The organism is Anaerotruncus sp. 80 (assembly GCF_009936115.1).
Lineage (GTDB): Bacteria > Bacillota > Clostridia > Peptostreptococcales > Anaerovoracaceae > Senimuribacter > Senimuribacter intestinalis.
Window position 1 is genome coordinate 152,101 of record NZ_QWES01000004.1, and the last position, 22,224, is coordinate 174,324.

General features: G+C 43.7%; 24 protein-coding genes. 19 read left to right on the plus strand and 5 right to left on the minus strand.

Annotation, left to right across the window (positions count from 1 at the left end; genetic code table 11):
- Positions 1-183: 183 nt before the first annotated feature.
- The 5 genes from D1155_RS03515 (at position 184) to D1155_RS03535 (ending at position 6,681) form a co-directional block, all read left to right on the plus strand.
- A complete protein-coding gene (locus D1155_RS03515; protein ID WP_160201082.1) occupies positions 184-858 on the plus strand; it encodes a response regulator transcription factor in 675 nt (224 codons plus the stop codon).
- Entirely contained in the window at positions 855-2,135 is a 1,281-nt protein-coding gene (locus D1155_RS03520; RefSeq protein ID WP_160201039.1) for a HAMP domain-containing sensor histidine kinase, read from the plus strand. Before D1155_RS03515 ends, D1155_RS03520 begins: the two co-directional genes overlap by 4 nt.
- Before the next feature lie 81 nt (positions 2,136-2,216).
- On the plus strand, positions 2,217-3,596 hold the full coding sequence (locus D1155_RS03525) for a hypothetical protein (protein ID WP_160201040.1): 1,380 nt from the start codon (positions 2,217-2,219) through the stop codon (positions 3,594-3,596).
- A gap of 12 nt (positions 3,597-3,608) precedes the next feature.
- Positions 3,609-4,352: an ATP-binding cassette domain-containing protein gene (locus D1155_RS03530; protein ID WP_160201041.1), complete on the plus strand. Its 744-nt coding sequence runs from the start codon at positions 3,609-3,611 to the stop codon at positions 4,350-4,352.
- Positions 4,330-6,681 (plus strand): hypothetical protein, encoded by a 2,352-nt coding sequence (locus D1155_RS03535; RefSeq protein ID WP_160201042.1) that lies wholly within the window; start codon positions 4,330-4,332, stop codon positions 6,679-6,681. Before D1155_RS03530 ends, D1155_RS03535 begins: the two co-directional genes overlap by 23 nt.
- Before the next feature lie 178 nt (positions 6,682-6,859).
- Here D1155_RS03535 and trxA read toward each other — a convergent pair whose 3' ends face one another.
- Both trxA and D1155_RS03545 read right to left on the minus strand, forming a co-directional pair.
- Positions 6,860-7,168, minus strand: coding sequence for a thioredoxin (trxA, locus tag D1155_RS03540; RefSeq protein ID WP_306770889.1), 309 nt, complete (start codon positions 7,166-7,168; stop codon positions 6,860-6,862).
- Between the two features lie 2 nt (positions 7,169-7,170).
- Positions 7,171-7,938: a lysophospholipid acyltransferase family protein gene (locus D1155_RS03545; RefSeq protein ID WP_160201044.1), complete on the minus strand. Its 768-nt coding sequence runs from the start codon at positions 7,936-7,938 to the stop codon at positions 7,171-7,173.
- A gap of 432 nt (positions 7,939-8,370) precedes the next feature.
- Between D1155_RS03545 and D1155_RS03550 the strand changes: the two genes are divergently transcribed.
- The 10 genes from D1155_RS03550 (at position 8,371) to D1155_RS03590 (ending at position 15,259) form a co-directional block, all read left to right on the plus strand.
- Positions 8,371-9,228, plus strand: coding sequence for a YitT family protein (locus D1155_RS03550; protein WP_160201045.1), 858 nt, complete (start codon positions 8,371-8,373; stop codon positions 9,226-9,228).
- A gap of 96 nt (positions 9,229-9,324) precedes the next feature.
- The gene (locus D1155_RS03555) at positions 9,325-9,636 is read left to right on the plus strand and encodes a YbjQ family protein (RefSeq protein ID WP_160201046.1); all 312 of its coding nucleotides are present in this window, start codon (positions 9,325-9,327) and stop codon (positions 9,634-9,636) included.
- Positions 9,637-9,649: 13 nt separating this feature from the next.
- A complete protein-coding gene (locus tag D1155_RS03560; protein ID WP_160201047.1) occupies positions 9,650-10,288 on the plus strand; it encodes a phosphatase PAP2 family protein in 639 nt (212 codons plus the stop codon).
- Positions 10,278-11,204: a cysteine synthase A gene (gene cysK, locus D1155_RS03565; protein ID WP_160201048.1), complete on the plus strand. Its 927-nt coding sequence runs from the start codon at positions 10,278-10,280 to the stop codon at positions 11,202-11,204. The genes D1155_RS03560 and cysK overlap by 11 nt, the downstream gene beginning before the upstream one ends.
- A gap of 27 nt (positions 11,205-11,231) precedes the next feature.
- Positions 11,232-12,398, plus strand: coding sequence for a PucR family transcriptional regulator (locus D1155_RS03570; protein ID WP_160201049.1), 1,167 nt, complete (start codon positions 11,232-11,234; stop codon positions 12,396-12,398).
- Positions 12,399-12,412: 14 nt separating this feature from the next.
- Positions 12,413-12,577 carry a rubredoxin gene (rd, locus tag D1155_RS03575; RefSeq protein ID WP_160201050.1) on the plus strand — a complete coding sequence of 55 codons (165 nt, stop codon included), beginning with the start codon at positions 12,413-12,415 and terminating at the stop codon, positions 12,575-12,577.
- A 17-nt stretch (positions 12,578-12,594) separates the two neighbouring features.
- Entirely contained in the window at positions 12,595-13,197 is a 603-nt protein-coding gene (locus D1155_RS03580) for a flavin reductase (protein ID WP_347560962.1), read from the plus strand.
- Between the two features lie 576 nt (positions 13,198-13,773).
- Positions 13,774-14,586, plus strand: coding sequence for a membrane dipeptidase (locus tag D1155_RS15935; protein WP_279261423.1), 813 nt, complete (start codon positions 13,774-13,776; stop codon positions 14,584-14,586).
- The gene (locus D1155_RS15940; RefSeq protein ID WP_279261425.1) at positions 14,573-14,992 is read left to right on the plus strand and encodes a membrane dipeptidase; all 420 of its coding nucleotides are present in this window, start codon (positions 14,573-14,575) and stop codon (positions 14,990-14,992) included. The genes D1155_RS15935 and D1155_RS15940 overlap by 14 nt, the downstream gene beginning before the upstream one ends.
- Before the next feature lie 36 nt (positions 14,993-15,028).
- The gene (locus D1155_RS03590; protein WP_275557416.1) at positions 15,029-15,259 is read left to right on the plus strand and encodes a hypothetical protein; all 231 of its coding nucleotides are present in this window, start codon (positions 15,029-15,031) and stop codon (positions 15,257-15,259) included.
- A gap of 26 nt (positions 15,260-15,285) precedes the next feature.
- Here the strand turns inward: D1155_RS03590 and D1155_RS03595 are convergent, their stop codons facing one another.
- The 3 genes from D1155_RS03595 to D1155_RS03605 form a co-directional block, all read right to left on the minus strand.
- On the minus strand, positions 15,286-15,834 hold the full coding sequence (locus D1155_RS03595; RefSeq protein WP_160201052.1) for a DUF2148 domain-containing protein: 549 nt from the start codon (positions 15,832-15,834) through the stop codon (positions 15,286-15,288).
- A gap of 573 nt (positions 15,835-16,407) precedes the next feature.
- Entirely contained in the window at positions 16,408-17,643 is a 1,236-nt protein-coding gene (locus D1155_RS03600) for a hypothetical protein (RefSeq protein ID WP_160201053.1), read from the minus strand.
- Between the two features lie 28 nt (positions 17,644-17,671).
- Entirely contained in the window at positions 17,672-18,844 is a 1,173-nt protein-coding gene (locus D1155_RS03605) for a M20 family metallopeptidase (protein WP_160201054.1), read from the minus strand.
- A gap of 163 nt (positions 18,845-19,007) precedes the next feature.
- Here D1155_RS03605 and D1155_RS03610 point away from each other — a divergent pair, with 163 nt between their 5' ends.
- The 4 genes from D1155_RS03610 (at position 19,008) to D1155_RS03625 (ending at position 22,204) form a co-directional block, all read left to right on the plus strand.
- Positions 19,008-19,946, plus strand: coding sequence for a LysR family transcriptional regulator (locus tag D1155_RS03610; RefSeq protein WP_160201055.1), 939 nt, complete (start codon positions 19,008-19,010; stop codon positions 19,944-19,946).
- 461 nt (positions 19,947-20,407) lie between these two features.
- Entirely contained in the window at positions 20,408-21,328 is a 921-nt protein-coding gene (locus tag D1155_RS03615; protein WP_160201056.1) for a sugar phosphate nucleotidyltransferase, read from the plus strand.
- Between the two features lie 118 nt (positions 21,329-21,446).
- On the plus strand, positions 21,447-21,734 hold the full coding sequence (rpsF, locus tag D1155_RS03620) for a 30S ribosomal protein S6 (protein WP_160201057.1): 288 nt from the start codon (positions 21,447-21,449) through the stop codon (positions 21,732-21,734).
- A gap of 17 nt (positions 21,735-21,751) precedes the next feature.
- Entirely contained in the window at positions 21,752-22,204 is a 453-nt protein-coding gene (locus D1155_RS03625) for a single-stranded DNA-binding protein (protein WP_160201058.1), read from the plus strand.
- Positions 22,205-22,224 lie beyond the last annotated feature (20 nt).

Consider the following 22,224-nt stretch of genomic DNA (forward strand, 5'->3'; position numbering starts at 1 on the left):
GCTTTAACGAAAATAATCGTTAGGGCGAGCCCCTACTTTCATGTAAAAAATGCTGCTTTTTCTATTAATTGTATTATGGAAATTTATAGAAGACCGTATTTTTTTCTTTTTCTTGACAAAATCTTGACTTTTCTTTGGTAAAATTAAAGAAAAGAGTAGGAAAGGAAGAGAGCAATGACAGCCATGACACGAAAGCTTTTAGTGGTAGATGATGAAAGAAGCCTGACAGAGCTTCTTGCGAATCATTTTCGGGAAAAGGGATATCTGGTTTACACGGCGCTAAACGGGGACGAGGCGCTTGCACAGCTTTCTGTAAAACCGGATTTAATTCTACTTGATATTAACATGCCAGGCATCGACGGACTGGAGTTCTGTAAACAGGTCAGAGGTCTGGTATGTTGTCCGATTTTGTTTCTGACCGCACGAATTACAGAGCAGGACAAGGTCAATGGGCTTTCTATTGGTGGGGATGATTATATTACAAAGCCATTTAGTTTGGCAGAACTAACGGCACGGGTGGAGGCACATTTGCGCAGGGATGCCAGAGGAACAAAGAAAATTTCTCTTTTGACGTCACAAAACCTGATGGTAGACTTGACAGGGCAGAAAGCAACCTATATGGGGAAAGAAATTCCTCTTTCTAAAAGGGAATTCTTAATTATAGGATTTTTGCTTGAAAATGCTGGACAAATTTTTGACAGGGAAAGAATTTATGAGGAAGTATGGGGATTTGCAGCAGAGGGTGACAGCGCAGTGGTAAAGGAACACATTCGCAAAATCAGGGCTAAGCTTGTGAAAGCGACAGGGAAAGAGTATATAGAAACCATTTGGGGAATGGGTTACAGGTGGAATAAATGAGGAAAGAAAAATCTTTGAAGCATACCTTTATCAGTACCATGCTGATAGCAGTTGCAGTTATTGCCAGTCTGTCCGTTGTAACAATATGGGGTTGTGGTAGGCTGCAGAAGGCCATTTTGCCGGACGCTAACGCAGCCTATCTTCATATATTGACTGTCGATGAAAGCGGGAATCAGAAAGAACAGAAACTACGGTTGGAATTTGGTGAAAAAGTGAAAGCGCCAACCTTAGAGGAACAGCTTGACGCGATTTTGGTTCAAATCGGAAGAGAAGTGACTACTTATTCCATCGAGAAAATTGAACGAAGTTATGACTCTTTGTCACCGAAAAGGAAAGTAGCGTATTCTGGGCTCTCCACCTGCAAGGTATTGTTGCCCGCGCTGTATTCTATTGCCGGAACGCTGATTTCCGCCCTTTGGTTTTATCGGAAGAAGCTAGATCCGCCTATTAAGATTTTGACAGAAGCGACAGAAAATATCGCAGAGGAGAATTTGGATTTTGAGGTGTACTATGAAAGCCGAGATGAGATGGGCAGGCTCTGTGATTCCTTTGAAGCCATGCGGAAAGCTATGTATGAAAACAACAGGGTTTTGTGGCACATGCTGGAGGAACGGAGAGTGCTGCAGGCGTCTCTTGCCCACGATTTGCGAAACCCGATTGCAATTATCGAAGGGTATACGGAATATTTGCAGGAGAAAGCCCAGACCGGCAGTCTATCTTCTGAGAAGCTTGGACATACGCTTGCGAATCTTTCCGCCGCCGCAAAGAGGCTCAGCCGCTATACCGAATCAATCTGTGATATTCAGCGTCTTGAGGATTTGGAAATACAAAAAAGACCCTGTAGACTTCCGGATTTACTTTCTGACATGACGGAGGATTTTGCCAATATGGTGGAGCAAAAATGGCTTTCTGTAGAAACTGAGATTTCCATAGAACCATGCTCTATCATGGTGGATAGCCAGATTCTTTACCGTATTTTAGAAAACATTGTTACCAACGCATTGCGATTCGCGAAAGAAAAAATCTGGATTCATGCGGCGTTTTACGATGAAATGCTGCGGATTTCTGTCTCTGACGATGGGCCTGGGTTCTCACCGGAGGTGTTGAAAGTGAAAAATCGATATAATCTGGCGGTAAATCAGGAGGGCGCTCACATGGGAATGGGACTGATTATTTGCCGAATTCTCTGCGAAAAGCACGGCGGCGCGCTGAAGATTTCTAATCGTCCGGAAGGCGGGGGACAGGTTGAAATAACAATTCTCGCGAAAAAAGAATAAAAAGAAGGAAAACCTTGACGGAATTTTGACTTTTTCTTATTAAAATCTCCTCAGAAGATGAAAATATGAGGAGGTTTTTTTATGAGGAAAAAACTGTTTTTGACATTGCTTTGCGCAGTACTTGCAGCAGGTGCGGTGGGAACGCTGACAGGCTGTAAAAGCGGCGGAGGAACTGGAGGCGTAGGAGAAAAGGGAAATGCCGACAGCGAAATCAGGGGAGAATTATCTCTTTTAACGTCAGAATCTATTTACAATGACTGCGAGGCAGACCACGGCTATTACTACATCAATGGAGAAGGCACCAACCTGATGTACATCGACTATGAGAGCAAGCAGGAGGTATACCTTTGCAACAGTCCCGGCTGCAAGCACGATACGCAGGAATGTACTTCCTATATCGGCGGAGACAATGTGGGAATGGAAAACTCGCTGTTTTATTATAAGGATTATTTGTATTTATTTACCCATCCTTATGATAATGATGGAGTGACGTCGACTACAATCAGCTATGATGACAGCGCTATTGCTGACGGATCTCCAATTGACAATTCACTGGCGTGCGAACCGGCAGTCCTTTACAGAATGAAACCTGATGGCACGCAGCGGGAAAAAGTTTATACCTTTGAGGAGGGGTTGACGATAGAGAAGACGATTCTCAATGATGACAACGGACTGTATTTTATCGCAAAGGAATTAAAAAGCGAGAAGAAGGACGCAAACACTACTTCCGTATCCTCAGAGGGTAGACGACTGCTCAGAGTGGATATAGATAGCTGGAAAGAAGAGAAGATTTGCGATATGGAGCAAGATAGAGGAATCGTTGGCTGTTACGAAAATCAGCTGCTACTCAGTTACATGCAGTATGATCACGAATTGACGGAAGAAGAAAAGGATGATGACGATAAGATGCGAGAGGCCCTTTTGGCATCAGAATCGGTGTATATGCTCTTTGATGTTGAGAGCGGTGAGAAAAAAGAGATTTATAGGCACAAGAACGATAAACTGGGAAATTTGTTCAGCAAAGGGCAGTACCTCTATATAGCCAATGAAGGGGAGGATATCATCTGGAAAATGGATATCGAAACTGGGAAGAAAGAGGAGTTTTGCAAGACGCCTTACAACAATCTCAACGATATTTATGATGACGTGCTGATTTGCTGGCCGTGGGGAAGCGATGACAATGGAGTCCTGACCGATCCAATTAACTATTTTATCCATTTGGACGACGGGTCTTTAGAAAAGTCCGGGCTAAAAAATCACTATGGAAATTACGGATTGGAAATCAGGGCTGAAACGCCGACTCAATTCCTGGTCGTCTATGATTACGACGCGGAAATCGATCCAATCTATCCGGATCAGGATAACATTCACGCCAATAAATTCGCTTTAATTGATAAGGAAGACCTTTACAGCGGTAAAGAAAAATATGAGAAAATCAAGATGACCAGTAATGGCATGTAATAGGAGGGGAATATGTTAGAGATATGCGAGGTAACTAAAAAATATGGGAAAAAATATGCGCTGCAGGGTGTAAGCCTGCAGCTTTCCGAAGGAGTTTACGGACTGCTTGGCCCCAACGGAGCGGGAAAATCCACGCTGATGAATATCATTACAGGAAACCTGACACCTGATACGGGGCAGGTGCTGTGGAACGGAAAAACGCTGAAAGCTTTGGGCGTGGATTACCGGCGGATTTTGGGGTACGCACCCCAGCAGCAGGGGCTTTATGAGGGCTTCACAGGCCGCAGATTTCTCAGCTATCTGGGCGTGCTGAAAGAGATTCCGAAGAAGGGGCTTTCCGCGGAAATTGAAAGCGCGGCGGCTTCTGTAAATTTGACAAATAAGCTGGATTATCCTATCGGGACCTATTCCGGCGGTATGAAACAGCGACTGCTGATTGCTCAGGCGATGATGGGAAATCCTGCGATGCTGATTCTTGATGAACCGACAGCGGGACTTGATCCCAAAGAGAGGGTGCGGATCAGGGAAAAAATTCAGGAACTTTCCAAGGGGAAAATTATCCTCATTGCGACCCATGTAGTGTCCGACGTGCAGTCTATTGCCAGGGAAATTGTTTTCCTAAAGTCCGGCGAAATTGCCGACGCGGACAGTGTGGACGCTCTAAAAGCCCGCTATGGCGCAGAGAACTTGGAGGATATATATATGGAGATTTTCGGAGAGGAGGCAGCAGATCATGGTGAAGCTGATACCCTTTGAGATCCGCAAATTCTGGGGAAAGAAAAATTTCTGCTTGGTCATGCTGTTGATTTTCTTTGTCAATCTATTTTTTCTGTGGTTTTTAAGTCAACCAGGGGATTTTTCGCCGGGGCTTTCCGACTATAAAAAGCTGAATCAGGATTTGTCGGGGGTCAATGCTGGGCAGCGGTGCGAGTGGCTGGCTCAGCGCCATGAAGAAATTGAGAACTATAGCGTGGTGGCAGAAATGCTCAACTTGCGTTCCCGCAGCGATGACTTCGCGAAACGGATGGAAAAAGCGCTGACAGAGGAGCATCCGGGAGTTTTTGAAAAGTACCACGAGAAGTATCTTTCCGGAACGTATCTGCGTTATACGAATTCTTTGGAAAAAGAATCGGCAATGCTTAAAGGTGTATATGGGGATTTTCAGAAAGTAGAGAACTATGGGGATTTCCTGAAAGAAATCGCGAAGAAGAAGGAAAATTTGTCTGGAATTTCAATTTTTGCGGCGGATACGGCCTCTTTTGCGGCGAGAAATATGGAAAAGGAGTCGGAAGACTATGAGACGATGAAAAAAATTACGCCTGTAGCGCAGCTGGCGACGCCGGTTTCCTTTGCCTTGGAATTTCCCGTATCGGATTTGCTGTTATATCTGGCGGTCCTTTTCTTTGGCGGCGCGCTGATTTACGAGGAGCGGGAGAAAAAGCTGTTTCTTGTTACTTTTTCCTCGGCACGAGGAAGGTTTTCCACAATTGGAGCAAAGACGGGCGCGCTGGCGCTACACTGTTTAATGGTTACTTTTTGCTTATACGGAAGTGATTTTGCCTGGAGTTTTGCCTCAGCAGGTTTTGTTGACCTGTCCGCACCCCTCCAGTCACTGGCGCCGTATATGGAAAGTACCTTAAAGTTATCCATAGGGGGATTTTTAGTTTTTAATTTATTGCTGAAGGCATTGGTGCTTTTTACCTTTGGCACATTGCTTTTGGCTGCGGCGATTGCGTTCAGACAGAATTTTATGTCGCTGCTTTCCGGAGGACTGTGTCTTGGAATCAGTGGATTTTTGTACAGTGTAATTCCCGCAAACAGTTGGAACAACTGGCTTAAATTCCTAAATTTCTATGGAACGATGAAAACAGACAGACTCCTCGGCGGATATCTGAATCTGAATTTCTTTGGGACTCCCGTATCGCGGCTTGCGGCAACGCTTTTATTTCTGTGCGTGGTATGCGCGGGCGGCGTCTTTAGCAGTATAGTCTTGTTTCTAAGGGGAAAAAATCTTTCCGCGGCACAGAGGAAAAGTCGGGCAGCAAAATTGTATGGGGAAATCAAACGGCAGTTTGGGAAAAAGATGCGCAGCTTGCAGGAAGAAAAAGGATTGGATGCGTATGGCGGATTGTTTCGCCATGAGAGCTGGAAAATTTTTATCATGCATCGAAGCATCGTGATTTTGCTGCTGTTTACCGTGTTTATCGGCTATCAGCATATTTCCAGGCCTTATGAAATCAGCGGCGCGGAAAGCTACTATCAGGATATGATGATGGAGCTTTCTGGGGATTTGACAGATGAAAAAGAGGCGATGATTGAAAGGGAACAGGCGCGTTATGAGAAAGCTTTCGCGGAAATTGAGCGGATTGAGGGCTTGATTGCGGAAGGGGAAATTGATCAGCAGGCGGGCAGTGCTATGCTGGAACCCTATCACAGGGAAACGGCGTTTTATCCGGCGTTTCAGAAAATCCTGGCGCAGTGTGAGTGGATTCGCCAGACAGGAGACGGACAGTTCGTCTATGATACGGGCTATTTGCTTTTACTTGGATTTTCGGAAGGAGGAGCGGCGGACGCGCTGACTGATTACATTCTTTTGGCACTGTGTATGATTTTGGCGTTCAGCTGCACTTTCGCCATGGAGGATCAGGTCGGTGCCTGGAATGTGTTGTCTGCTACAGCTTGCGGGAAAAGGCGAATCCAGGGCGAAAAAATAAAAGTGACGATGCTGACAGGACTTCTGATAACAGTAGTGATTTTTGGATGCAATATTCTGCAGGTGGCAATGCATTGTCCGATGGAGCATCTTGGTGCTTCAACGATGAATTTAATGCCTTATCGCAGTGCGGAACTTGATATGCCGCTGATTATGTGGATTGGTATCGTTCTGCTGATGCGGATTTTGGTGGTGATGGCACTTATTATGTTGGTTTTACTGATTTCAGCGAAATTGAAAAATCAGCTGATAACCATGTGCCTTGCAGGACTGCTTCTGGTTATTCCACCGCTGCTATACGCGATGGGATTGGATTTTGCCAAATCATGGAGTCTGCTGCCTGTATATCAATTCGGAACGCTGGTAGCGTAAAGCAAAGGATAACTATGTGGAATATGTGGATAAGTTTGTCAAAATGGGACAATTATAAGGGGAAAATTGTGATAAAAGTTATGCACATGTATGGACAAGCATGTGGATAAATCAAAGAAAAAAAGAGGCTCTGTCTTAATGGTTATTCCCATCAGGACAGAGCTTTGCCTTTTATTCATTACAGTCCCAGCTGTGAAAGCAATGCCGCCTTCGGCAACGCGCCGACGGTTTTGGCTGTAACCTCGCCATTTTCGAATTTTGCGCAGGTTGGGATGGTCATGACGCCGTACTGGATTGCCAGAGGCTGCTCTTCATCGATGTTAAGTTTGCAGACCTTGTATTTGCCTGCTGCTTCCTCGTCCATTTCTTCAATAATAGGCATCAAGTTAATGCAATGACCGCACCAAGGTGCCCAAAAATCTACGACAACAGGAATATCGGATTCTAAAACTTCCCTTTGAAAATTATCTTTTGTTAAGTTAATCATATTCATCTCTCCTCTTCTTTTCTGTTATTTTCCCTTTCGATCAGTTCGGCAAGGGCTTCTCTAATAGTATCTTCTACTTGGTGGCTAATATTCGCAAGGGCGTGTCTGTCCATGGAGGCAGTATCAATTGCCGGCATGATTTTTATGTCGATGACAGCACCATTTGTGATTATGCCGCGGTCTTCAAAGAGGTGGCGGGTGCCATTTAAGGCAACTGGTACGACAGGGACTTTAGCCTTAGTTGCCAGCTTAAAGCTGCCCGGTTTAAAGGAATTCATTTCCGCTGTGTGACTTCTGGTTCCTTCGGGAAAAATCACCAGCGAAAAGCCTTCTTTCAAGGTCTGCACACCAGCCTGTATGGATTTCAAGGCTTCTCTTGCATCACCACGTTTGATAAACACGCCGCGGATTGCTTTGATCCATTTGCCGAAGTATGGAACTTTTTCCAGGCTGTCCTTGGCGATGAAGCCGACCTGTTTTCCGTCCATCATCTTTAAAATCGCTATAATATCTGCATACCCCTGATGATTGGAAATAAACACGCAGGCACCAGTTTTTGGAATATTTTCTTGCCCTTCTATGTGAAATGTAATGTCGAAGAGTTCCTCAAGGCGCTGAATCCACTGTGCGACGCCTTCACCGATTATCGCCTTTTCTTTCTCGATATCTCCTTCATTTTTAGCTGCTTCGATTTTCCCTAAATAATTGTTGAACACGCTGACAGAACGGAATAACTTGTATCCTTTCGGTATATTTCTAAGTAATTTCAATTCCTGACCCTCCTCCGATGCAAATTTTTTGTTACTTTCATCATACCACATAAAGGGGTAGAATATCTATAGAAAAGGTAAGTTTTTCTTTGAGAAAGGAAGCAAAGAAAAACTGCAATCCCCATACAGGAATTTCTGATGTCATTTGGTCATATTAGACCATTGCAAATAGTGACAATATGTGATAATATATAGTTAACAAATATTGAAAAGCGGACTGCAATAGGCAGTGCGTTTTTTCTTTCATCTTCGCATGAGCAAAAGAAAGGGGGATGCCTGTGAATCGCAAGGAAATTTATACTTACAGTAAAAATTTGATAGAAATACCGTATGGAGCGAGAGAAGGCAGCCCTGAGTCCGAAGGCTGCAACTAGGTGCAAGCACTGTATAGGGGAGTATGCTGAAACTTTTATGTAATAGGAGGACTTAAAAATGAAAAAGATAAATATAAAAGAACTTTGTATTGATATTGCTGTAGATATTGTAGGCGGAATTTTAATTGCACTTAGTGCATACAACTTTGCTTCGGCGGCGTCATTTCCTATGGTGGGACTGAATGGAATTGGTCTGATTTTTTACCACCTCTTTGGGTTGCCTATTGGAGCCGTATCCTTAGTGCTGAATATACCTATCACACTGCTATGTTATAAGCTTCTCGGAAAGGCTTTTCTGCTGCGTTCTTTAAGGACGATTATTATTACTTCGTTTATCATGGACGTAGTAGCGCCGATGTTTCCTGTTTACCATGGGGAACCGATTCTTGCCGTTATTTGCACAGCAGTACTTGCTGGTTTTGGCTATGCAATGATTTATCTGCGTGAGTCATCTACGGGAGGAACGGATTTTATTTTAATGGCAGCTAAGGTATTAAAGCCGCATCTTTCCTTTGGAAGTATTTCTTTCATGATGGAGGCTGTTATCATAATTCTGGGCGCCGTAACCGTATCAGGCAGCGTAGACGGGCTGATTTACGGTATGCTGATCAGTTATATTATGGCTGCAGTAATAGACAGGGTAATGTATGGTATTTCTGCCGGAAAAATGACGCTCATCGTTACCGACTGTGCGAGAGAAATAGCGCAACGCATTGATGAAGTTGCCGGCAGAGGTGCAACGCTGATAAAGGCAGAAGGGAGTTTTTCTGAGGAGGAAAAAAATGTGGTGATGTGTGCATGTAGCACGAAACAAATGGTCGGAATTAGGAAGATGGCAAAGGAGATAGACCCTGAAGCGTTTATTATCATTATGGAATCTAATGAAGTGGTTGGCGCAGGGTTTAAGGAAAGCTGATAAAGAGCGGAAGAAACAATAAAACCAGTGGAAATATCTACGAAAAAGGAGTATAATATAAACAAATCGCAAAAGATATGGTAGGAGGTATTTTATATGAAACTGATAAATATTGACTATATTCCGGGACAGGAGTTTGATGTGCTGGGCTTGGTAAAAGGTAATGTAGTACAGTCCAAGAATCTGGGAAAGGATATCGGGGCAGGTTTTAAGACACTGGTTGGCGGTGAGCTGAAGGGCTACACAGAAATGCTGCAGGAAGCCAGACAGATTGCTACCAAGAGAATGGTAGACGAAGCCGAAAGCCTGGGTGCAGACGCAGTAATCGGTATGAGATTTGCGTCTTCTGCAATTATGCAGGGCGCTGCTGAGGTCATCGCTTATGGAACAGCAGTAAAGTTCAAATAAAGAGGATTGTTAGATGAATTCGGAATCTAAGAAACAGATTCGAGCAGTTATCATAGGCGGAGCATTGTTATGCTTCGCCTATGTTGCATATCAAATTTCTGCTGCCGAGGTGCTATCCTTTGATACGGCTATCAGAGAATGGGTGTATGCTCGCAGAAATCCAGGGCTAAACCGAGTTCTTATTACTATAACCTATCTGGGAAACTGGCAGATGGTCAGTCTTATGGGAATTTTCTTGCTTATGGTAAAATCTACACGAATGAATATGGGAATTCCCTTTGCGGTAATTTCTCTTTCTTCTATTGTCGTCTATAAAGCGGCAAAGGAGATTTTCCAAAGACCGAGACCGGATTTTGCGGTGCGTCTCATTGAAGAGGGAGGCTATTCCTTCCCCAGCGGGCATTCCATGAATGGATTGGTATGCTATGGGATTTTAATTTATCTCATTCGAAGGTACTGCAAAAATAGAAAGCTGGCAAACGTTTTGACGGGGCTGCTCGGTTTTCTGATTATTGCAATCGGCTGCAGCAGAGTTTATGTAGGCGTGCACTATCCCACAGATATTATCGGAGGATGGTCTCTGGGCGCAGCTTATTTATGTATCGCTATTATTATTTTAGAAAAAGTGCGGGGACAAAAGGATGATTTATAACACGATTACCGAAACCATCGGAAAAACACCGCTTATGCGGCTTCACAAGATAGAAAACAGCCAGCAGACAAATGCGGCAATCTATGGAAAATTAGAAGCCTTTAATCCAGCAGGCAGTATCAAAGATCGGGCAGCGATGAGTATGATTGCCGATGCTGAGGAGAAGGGACTGCTGGCACCGGGCGGCACTATCATTGAGCCGACCAGTGGAAATACAGGAATTGGTCTTGCTGCTATTGCGGCGGCGAAGGGCTACCGAGCAATTTTCGTTCTGCCTGAGACGATGAGTCTGGAGCGGAGAAAACTCCTTGCCGCCTACGGTGCAGAGGTTGTGCTGACAGAAGGCGCAAAGGGCATGCAGGGCGCTGTCGATAAAGCGGAGAAACTGCATCAGGAAATTCAGGGAAGTATCATAGCAGGGCAGTTTGTCAATCCGGCAAATGCTAAAGCCCATGTTGATACCACAGGTCCGGAAATTTGGGAAGAGCTGGACGGTAAGGTGGATATTTTCGTAGCTGGCGTGGGCACGGGCGGCACCATTACCGGCTGCGGAACATTTTTGAAGGAAAAAAATCCGGAGGTAAAGATAGTCGCGGTGGAGCCGAAGCATTCGCCGCTGCTTTCGGAAGGCAAAACCGGCAGTCATAATCTGCAGGGGATTGGCGCAAATTTTGTGCCTGATGTGCTGGATAGGAGCATCATTGATGAAATTATTCCTGTTCTGGAAGATGACGCTTATGACCTTGCAAGACGCCTTGCAAAAGAAGAGGGATATCTGGCAGGAATCACTTCCGGCGCAGCGCTTTGGGCGGCGGTGCAGCTTTCTAAAAGAGCGGAAAATTGTGGGAAGAACATTGTCGTGATTCTGCCGGATTCCGGAGAAAGATATTTATCAACTGTTCTTTTTGATGCGTAAAGTCCGACAGAGGATAAAGGAGTTCCTATGGCTGTTACAATCAAAGACTTGCTGAATTTAGAAATCATGCAGAATTTTAAAATCGTGGCAGGCGAAAAGGGTTTAAATAGAGCCGTTACGGCGACGGAAATTTTGGATTTTGAATTTATGCAGGAGGGAGAAGAGTACAGAGCCAACAGTTTTGAAGGCAACAGTTTGGTGCTTTCCAGTCTGCTTTTTGCCAAAGATGATCCGGCGCTGGTGCTTGTGACTATAAAAAAACTGATTTCGCAGAATGTGCAGGTACTTGCCTATAAACCGGTATTTTTCAAAGAGCTTCCTGCAGAAGCACTGGCCTATGCTGATGAGCGTAATTTTCCCATTTTAGAATTTTCGCATGACGAATATTTTGAAGATATTATTTTTAGCGTAAAAAATCTGGTGGAACGAGATGATATCGTTTTGCAGGCGGAAGCCCTTTTTTCTGATATGCTGCTGCGGGAATTTTCTGCGGAAGAAGCAGAGTGTGCCCAGGAGAAAATGAGCTCACAGCTGAGACCTGTCAGGCTGGTTCTTTGCGTGAAGATAAAGGAAATCGCAGGGACGCAGATTTCAGATATGATCAAACGAGCAAAGCCTGATCAGAAATTGCGCAGCAAGACCTTTATTGGGAAATTGGGGAATCGATTCTTTGTAATACTTTCTCAGGATGAGGAGAATCCGTCCAGATTTAAAGCCCAGTTTGATGATGTGCTAATCGCATATGGTCTGATTGGCAGGGAAATGACTGTGGGAGTCAGTGCGGTTGTGCCAACAGGCGAAAATATTGATAAAGCAGTGCGACAGGCTTTCTGGACAGAAAAAATTGCAGAAATTGAAAAAGTTCCTGTTAAGTATTATGAAAAAACGGGTATATACAGATTAATTATTCCTGGCATGCATACCAAATCAATGGCAGCATATATGGAAGATTATCTGGCGCCGCTTTTTGAAGAAGAAGATAAGGATGGAGAATTGTTTCGTACGGCAGTCGAATATATTCTAGCAAAAGGTGACACAATAGAGACAGCAGAAAGGCTGTATTGTCACAAGAATACCATCCGGTACAGAATCGGAAAACTTCAGGAAAAACTGGATTCTGAAAGTAATGAAAAGGAGTTCTATCAGAATCTGGCAGCAGCCATCAAAATTTATTTATTAATCAATCAAGATTAAAGGAGGACGATGTTATGAAAAAGTATGTATGTGGAGCATGTGGATATGAGTATGATCCTGCAGTAGGTGATCCGGACAATGGAATCGAGCCGGGTACTGCATTTGAAGATATTCCAGAAGATTGGGTGTGTCCTTTGTGCGGACTTGGCAAAGATGTGTTTGAGGAAAAAGCGGAATAAGGGAAAAGGTGAACGCAGTGAGTGCAATATTTAAACTCAGTTATGGACTCTTCGTCCTAACTGCAAAAGAAGGAGACAAAGACAATGGCTGTATCATCAATACGGCAATGCAGGTGACTGATTCACCGAAACAGCTGTCTATCTGCGTCAATAAAGCAAATTATACCTGTGGTATGATTGAAAGAACTGGCGTATTTAATATATCTATTCTCAGCGAGGCGGCGAAATTTGAAGTGTTTAAGCATTTTGGATTTAGCAGCGGAAAGGATACGGATAAGTGCAGCGGTTATGCTGACGCAGAAAGAAGCGAAAACGGTCTTTTGTATATTACCGGAGGGACGAATGCTGTGATTTCCGTTAAAGTAAACAAGACTGTAGATTTGGGCACTCATCTGATGTTTATCGGTGAAGTGACCGAAGAGAAAGTACTTTCCGATGTACCTTCAGCAACCTATCAGTATTATTTCGATCACATCAAACCAGCGCCGGACAGCAAGCCGAAAGTAAAAGGCTATGTCTGCAAGATATGCGGGTATGTATATGAGGGGGAAGAATTACCTCCAGATTATATTTGTCCGCTGTGCAAGCACGGCGCAGAGGATTTTGAACCCATCGGCTGATTAGGAAAATATTTTGATTAAAATGGGAGATTCTTACAAAAAAGTATTTGATAAGAGTCTCTTTTTTATCTATAAGACAAATAGATTTATAAAAAATTATAAAATATTACAAAGACAAGGGGACTATTTTCTGCTAGAATAGTAACATAGAGGAAAAGAACTGTTTGGGAAAAGTTTCTACCCATAAAAAGTCCTAAAAATAAAATCCTATACTTAATTAATCCTATAAAATCAAAATTTCAGAGACGATTCCCAAACGTCTTTTTTGTAGCGAGATATGAGTTTTATAAAATAGAATAGATATGGTGAGCGCAGCTATCTTTTGTACATATAAAGATAGCTGCGTTTTTTCTATGATGATGATTGCCTGCAATTTGAAACAGAGTTCCTATCTTATCAACGGAATCAGGCGCATAGAGGATTACATAGACCGTAAAGAAATACAGTGGGGTATTGCTAAAGACGCAATACCCCCTATTATTTTTTGAACTACCAGCATACAAAAAAGCAATGGTAAAATGTAGTAAAGTATTAAAATCATGCAGTATGAAGAAAAAATTCTGAGGAGGTGCATCAATGGAATTAAAAATGAAAAGAGGCTACAAAGGATACCGTGCCTTTTCTTTTTTAGAGGAAGGTGTTGATTATCCGAAACTGGCTTGGCCGAAATGGGACTGGGCAGGAAGGCATGTTGTAGAATTGGACGACGAGCAGGAGGCAATGTATCGCGAAATTTTAGATCGGCATGTTATGATTTCTCTGCATGAGCATCCGTGTTATCATCCGGAGGATATGTCACATCCGAGTAAATTTATGGATGCATATCGCTGTGGACGGCAAATGATTGCGTATGAGGCGCTTGCGTATTCTAATCTGGACTGCGTCTTTGACAATCTGGCAGATGGAACTTGTCTGATGTCTTCTATGGCAGGTTGGAAGTGGAACGATGTAATTCATGATTTGGCGATGCATCTTGCAGACATTGCGCATCAGGACTTTCTGGTACAGTGCAAAAGAGTGCAGGATATTTACGATGCCAAGAAGGAAGGCAAGATTGCCTGGGTGCCTGTGGTAGAGGGCGCGGCACCGATTGAAAATGAAATCGACAGAATTGACGTACTTTACGGTTTGGGTGTCCGTCAGCTGGGGGTTACCTATTCTGAGGCTAATGCACTGGGATGCGGTTTAAAAGAGGAAGTAGACGGCGGTCTTACTGTCTTTGGAAAAGCCTGTGTGGAACGGATGAACAAAATCGGTATGCTCATCGACGTTTCTCACTGCGGACCGAAAACCGCCTACGACGTGGCGGCATACTCAAAAAAAACCATTGATTGCAAGCCATCTTGGTGCGCAGAAAGTTTGGAACATCAAGCGAATGTTTCCAGATGAAACCATCATCGAGATTGCAAAGCACGGCGGTGTAATCGGGGTGGAGGCATCTCCGCACACGACCATGTCCTATCAGAGCATGACCCATTCTCTGGAAACGGTGATGGAGCATTTTGAGTATATTAAAGATTTAGTAGGTATTGATCATGTCAGCTTCGGACCGGATACACTTTACGGGAACCATGTTGGTATGCATCATGCCTTTGACGAGCTGTTTTCTACTAAGTATGACTCAGATCCAGGTGTACCGTATGATGAGGTGCCGTATGTGGCATATCTTGAAAATCCGACAGAGGCTTCCTGGAATATTTTACGTGAGTTAATCCGCAGAGGTTACAGTGAAGAAGAGATTGCCAAAGTAATTGGCGGAAATACGCTGAGAGTTTTAGAAGAGGTATGGGTGTAAGCAGGGAACCTCAGAAAGCAGAAAGGAAATATAGGTATGTATAAGTATGTGATAAAACGCCTGCTGCTTGCAATTCCAGTATTGATTGGGGCGACTTTCCTTGTCTTTGCTATTATGGACTTTGCACCGGGGGATCCGGCAAGGATCATTCTTGGAAGCGGTGCAACAGAACAGGCGCTGGCGCTGAAACGAGCGGATTATATCATGACAGAAAGCGCCCAGAATTATTGTGATATTATGCTGAAATTATTTGAGCAGACAGATTAATACTTCTGGCGCTTCTGCATGTGAGATTACAGCAGCACAGCGCCAGCTCCCCGGTCGAAGAAAATACTTTTAGCGCCGGTGTACAGCGGAATGCCATAGCAGACCCGCACGTCTTTTGGGAAAATTCCCATTCTAAGAGCGCCAACGCCTGCTGAGTACATGACTCTATTGTCGATTCTGTGGTCCGCCGCCACGGAGACTGCAGAACCTACGGCAATGCCCAGGTCAGTGATGTTGAATGCGCAGTTGGCGCCTGCCTTTTTCATCTCTGCACAGTTTTCAAAACCGCACATCTTGCAGTCACTTAGTCCAAAGGGATTAGACACAGCGCCGATTAGAACTACACAGTGGCTATCTTCCACGTTATAGGAGTCTCTTTCGATAAATTCTTCGCCTCGCTGGGCGGCGACTTTGCGCATTTCTTCAGCAAGGGTTTGCTTTTCATCACCTGTAAGAATGAATGTGATGATTTTATCTTTTCCACTGGCTTTAGGTGCGGTCCTTGCAGCTGCAGCCATCAAATCGGCAACTTTTAGCGCAGCATCTCTTTCCGCTGCTTCCATGGCTTTTATCATAGTGAGTTCCTCCCTTGTTTTCCCATTTATGATAATATTATAGCTGACCGGACATCTTTTAACAAGGGCAACAAGGAAATTGGTACGGAAAACGCATGAAAGGCGCATGAAGCATGTCATTAGTACCTTTAAGTGTTTTTTGTAAAAAAGGTATCAAACTCTTTAAATCATGATATCTATTATATGGAAGTTGAGGAAATTACTTTAATAATATGGCAAGTTATTATGAAAATATCCGCTTAGAAAACGAAAAAGAACGAAGAATTCCATTTCTATTTCGTTTAATTTGCTCAAAACCTTTTAGTTAGTATAAAGTAACTTCTAAGTTTTGATACCTTTTTTGCAAAAAAACGGAATAGGTACTAAAATCTAATACTCGCAACTTTTTCTTCTTGCCGGCTTGTTTGCGAATCGACAAACATTTTCTTGATTTCAGCAAACAGGCTCGGTCACGTCCGCACTGACCATGGCGCGGGCAGGGTGCTGCGCCTTCTGCAGTCTGCGGTGTGTGCGTGGCAATGCTGCATGTATAACAAAGGAGCTGCATGCATCAGCAGGCAGCTCCCCTTTTACCTATGAAATTGTAATTCCACCGCCGCCCAGCAAGGTTGCAAAGTAGCCTGCAAAGATAACAGATGTGATTGTAACTGTTACAAATCCGCCGACGACCATGGATGGGAACATTTTACTCATCAGATATCCGCGTTCGTCCGGGTCATCAGTCAGTGAGTTGCAAGTGTTTTCTGTGATAATTGCATCGCAAGGGAAGCCGTATAAAGCGGTAAGACCATTTGCAAAGGCAAGCTGGAAGTCCATGTGGAACAGCTTTGCAATGATGAAAGCAGCCAGCGCCATACCGGCAACACCGATTACAATCATAATCAGCATTGGAACAATCAGGGCCTTCAGCATGCTTGGCGTGCAGTCAGCAAGACCGGAGAATACGCTTAACATAGCTGCAAACATGAAGATTGTGTATGTATTTGCTCTTGTCATTGAACTGGTATCAAGGAAGCCAATTCTTGTCAAAATGACTGAAATAATCAGACACCACACAATTGTAGGAATCTGTGGAATCAGCTGTCCGACAATACTGGAAAGCCACACGCTGAGAGCCAGTTTTACGATGATGAAAACTGGAGTGTTAAATTTGTCTGGAAGTGGTGGGATTAATTTCTTAGTCCCGCTGTCATCTGCGATGGTAGTAAGACCGACAGTTTTCATTTTGTCAATTTCTTTCTGTGAAAGGTTCAAATCGCCGGAACGCCACTCTTTCAGAAGCTTTCTGCCTTCTGAGTGCAGGCATAAAGCGGTGATAGGATATCCTGCGAGTCCCTGCACACTGTACATTGCGATTGCAAATACTGCGGCTTCTTTTAATCCTGCAGCTTCGGCAGCGCCCTGCATGGTCAGTGCAGCAACGATACCTCCGGTTAGAGGCGGAAGTCCTGCAATAACAAGGTTTTTGTCCATGATGATTGGACAGATGAACCAGCATAGTGCGACCATACCGACAAGACCGACCAGACAGACGACTACGGTTTTCCACTGTTCGACCAGCTGTTTTAGACTGATGACCGTACCGATGTGGGTGATGAACATGAGTACGCCAATTGTGCCGGCGAAGGAAGAAAGTCCCGAATCTTCGGATACTGTCTTAGGAATTACAGTCCAAAAACCGATTAAAAAGATGATTGCGGTTACCAGTACGGAAGGGACCCATGCCTTTGTGATTGTGGATACCCATTCACCGATAACATAGGCGATACCAACGATTACTACCGCCAAGAAAGCATTATAAAGTACCATAATAACTCCTTTCCTTTACAATTTAAATTTATTCTTTCAGAAATGCAAGTGCACTGTTAACGATTGCCGCCATTCCATATTTCATTGCATCTTCATCAAAAGTGCAGTCTGAGCGATGGAGTACGGAGACTTTCATTCCCGGTGCATGCCCTGCATTTAGAAACATAAGTACAGATGGCTTTCCGGTCTTTGTTCCGAAAAAGCTGTAGTCTTCGCTAAAGGACATAGGCTCTTTGAGGATGTAGTAATTTTCCTCACCTAGAGTGCCTGTGATTAGGTCGACGAGGTCTTCATCGTTGTAGCAGGCGTCATAGCCCAAGCTGATGTTGGCGTCTATTTTGCAGCCGGAAAGGGTTTCTATACCTTTGCAGATTTCGCGAATTTTTTCTGTTGCGATGGTGCGGGCTTCTTGGGTATAAGCGCGAAGTGCACCTTCCATGTAACAATAGTCGGCAATGATATTGATTGCTGCGCCCCCTTGAATCAGGTTCATGGACAATATGCAGGTGTCCAATGGGCTGATATTTCTCGCTTGAATCTGCTGCAACAAAAGGTTAATCTGCGTTGCGGCTAAAATTGCGTCGTTTGCATTTTGCGGTTGTGAACCGTGACTGCTTTTTCCGTGAATTTTGATTTTTACTTCGTCGGCGGAGGTTGTCACGGCGCCTTTTCTAATTCCTATCAGTCCAACGTTGTCATCGCTTGGAATGACATGGGTTGCGAAAAAAGCGTCAACATCGTCTACTGCACCTGACTCGATGATTCCAATAGCGCCGCCGGGCTGCGTTTCTTCACCTGCTTCAAAGATAACCTTTACCGTGCCAGAAAACTTATCTCTCATATCGCACAGGGTTCTTGCAATTCCTAGCATCATTGCAGTATGTAAATCATGGCCGCAGGCATGCATAGCGCCGGGGGTCAGGCTGCAAAATGAAAGACCTGTTTCTTCTAAAACCGGAAGTGCGTCCATATCACATCGCAGACCGATACATTTTCCGGGTCCTTTTTTACCTCTTATCGTGCCTACGACGGAAGACTTGCCGGCGCAGATAATTTCATCGACACCGTAGGCTGAAAGTTCCTTTTTTACCAGAGCTGAGGTTTTGGGCAGTTCAAATCCAATCTCTGGATTTCTATGAATTTCCCGTCTTATTGTGATAACATCTTCCAGAATTTCACTGATTTTTTCTGGTATAATCAAGGCGATATCCCTCCTTCTTCAGTTTTGAATTTTAATTTAGAGATTTTTCATAATAAATTGTAATATTTTTATTGATGAAAAGGAAATTAAAGGTTATAATGGACATCATTAGTGAAAGTAATGACAGCTATATTTGTGACTTGAACTAAGGGGAGATACGACTATGGAAATTAGACAGATTTATTACGTGTTAGAGGTTGCAAAGCAGAAAAACTTCACAAAAGCCGCGCAGGCTCTGTATGTCACACAGTCCAATATTTCACAGCAAATCAGTGCACTTGAGTCTGAACTGAACACGGCCCTTTTTGTAAGGGATCATCACAATATTTATTTAACTGTAGATGGAGAGCGATTTTGCAAATATGCAAGAGGGGTTGTGGATGCTATCGATGTGCTTATGAAGGAATTCAATGGCAATGAGGAGTCAGAAAAAGCGGTAATTAATGTCGCTGTTTTTCCGTTTTCATGGACCGTTGGGGTATCTACAATCGTAAAAGATTTTTATAAATCAAGCACCAATGTTGTCGGCACCATAAGAATTTCTGATAATTACTGTGCTTATACTGACCTCAAAAAAGGGGCTTTGGACTTTGCCCTTGTCAAGCTGAGACCGGAGGATAAGGTTGACTACTTGACCTACATTCCGCTAATTGAAGAGGATTTACTGGTGATTATCAATCGGAATAATCCAATTGCGGCGCATCATGCCATTTCGGCGGAAGATCTGTCAAACTTACCGGTACTTGTAGGGGAGAAAACGACAAATCTTTACGATGATTTTCACAAGATATATGCGGATAGAAATGCTGAATTTCAGGTCGTCCTCGAAAACACATTTGATAGAGATTTGCTTATCAATATGCTTTCCAGCGGCGAGGGTATTACCTTTGCTACAGAATCCACAGCTGCACAGATTGTTAATGACAAAATCACAGCCATTCCTCTTGAAGTTCCAGTTAAATATAATACTTATCTGGTATATTTGCAGGACAAAGAACCGAGGGGAATTTACAGAGCTTTTGTAGATTACGTGGTAAATGAAACTCATAGTTTGAACGAAACGAAGAAAATTAAGATTAAAAATAACGATATTTTGTATTAGACGGGGAGAGCACTGAAAAAATACATATTTTCAAAGAAAACCCCGAAAATATGCACATCGGTCTGCATATTTTCGGGGTTTTTACGTTATATATGCACATTCTGAGCTGTAAGGCGATAGTCAAACTGCTGTTTGATAGTTTTTTATAGGAAAAAATGCATATCAGGAGAAAAACTATCAAAAATATGCACATTTGCTCGAGGATTTGTGCATATTTTTGGCTGTTTTGATGGAAATATGCACAGAGACGAACAGCAGTAAAGTTCGCTGTTCTTTGCACTTGTGAATCGCAGGATATTTGGTATAATATTTTTAGGTTAGTGAAGCAGAATGAATAACAGCAGAGGCTTCGGTTGCATTGAATCGTTTAATTAAGATAGATTTGATTAAAAAATTTTACAAGGAAGAAGTTTCTTCTATCAAGAAACTTGATGTATCACAAAAAACAAAGGAGGCACGGTATGAACAAACCAGTACTGGTTATTATGGCTGCAGGCATGGGCAGCAGGTACGGAGGACTTAAGCAGATAGATCCGATCAGCGACAAAGGAGAAATCATTTTAGATTTTTCACTTTACGATGCCATGATGGCGGGCTTTGAGAAGGTGATTTTTATCATTAAAAAAGAAAATGAAGAAGATTTCCGCAGACTGATCGATCAGCGCGCGGGAAAATATATGAAGGTGGAGTATGCTTTTCAGGAGCTTACAGATATTCCGCAGGGGTATCAGGTTCCTGCAGAGCGTGTGAAACCGTGGGGAACCTGTCATGCGGTGCTCAGTGCACGCAAACTCATTGACGGACCTTTTGCGGTTATCAACGCAGACGATTACTACGGACCAGGTGCATTTCAGATCATCTACGACTATCTGGACCAGGCGAAGGATGACGAAAAATATCGTTACTGCATGGTTGGCTATAATCTGGAGAAAACTTTGACCGAAAACGGTCATGTAGCGCGTGGTGTCTGCGAAGTGGGTGAAAACGGACAGCTTCTGGACATTGTAGAGCGCACGAAAATCATGTATCACGACGGCGGGATTGCATTTACAGAGGACGATGGGATAACCTGGCAGGCTTTGGAAGAAGGAACCACCGTTTCTATGAATTTCTGGGGTTTTACAGAGTCCTTTGTCCGTGAAATGGAGGAACGTTTTCCGGCATTTTTGGATAAAGCGCTGGTCGAGAATCCTCTTAAAGGAGAATATTTCCTGCCGGGGGTTGTGGATCAGCTAATTAAAGAGGATAAGGCGACCGTAAAGGTGCTTCACTCCCATGACAAGTGGTATGGCGTCACATACAAAGAAGATAAGCAGAGCGTAGTTGATGCGCTGCAGTCCATGAAGGATAAGGGGCTGTACCCGGAAAAGCTTTGGAAATAATGCAAAAAAGACTTGCAAGGCCGCTGCTTTGCGGGTATAATAATAAGGCACGATTTTGTGCAAAATCTCTGCGTAAGCATGAGGCTTACGCCATTTAGTCCATAGGGAGGTGAAACCAATGACAAATTATGAAGTTATGTTCATTATCGATCCTACTTTAGAAGATGCTAAGAAGGAAGCTACAGTTGAGAAGGTACAGGGTATCATTGCAGCTGACGGAGAAGTTCAGAAAGTAGACACTTGGGGAATGAGAAAACTTGCTTATCCAATTCAGAAGAAGAGCGAAGGCTACTACGTTGTAATTGAATTTGCAGCAAGCACAGAGTTACCTAAGGAACTGGACAGAAGACTGAGAATTTCCGACGATGTAATGAGACACATCATCATCAACAAAGACGCAAAATAAGAAAAGGGGTGTAGTTAATGAATAGTGTAGTTCTAATCGGAAGACTTACCCGTGACCCGGAAGTCAGATATACTGCAAGCACACAGATGGCAGTTGCAACCTTTACCGTTGCTATTGACAGACCTGTAAGAGCAGGCGGAGAGAAGCAGACAGATTTTCCTCGCGTGACCGTTTTCGGCAAACAGGCAGAGAACTGTGAGAAGTATCTGGCAAAGGGCAGATTAGTCGGCGTTCAGGGTAGAATCCAGACCGGAAGCTATCAGAACAAGGACGGCGTCACTGTTTACACAACCGATGTTGTGGCAGACAGAGTAGAATTTTTAGAGTGGGGCGACAGACCGCAGAGCAGCGGTAATTTCGCACCGAGACAGAACGCTTCTTCAGGCTATAACAATCAGCCGGCTGCCAGCAGCATGCCGGAAGAGATGCCGGATTCATTCCAGGCAATTGATGAAGACGTTCCATTCTAAGGAAAGGAGATAAGAACCAT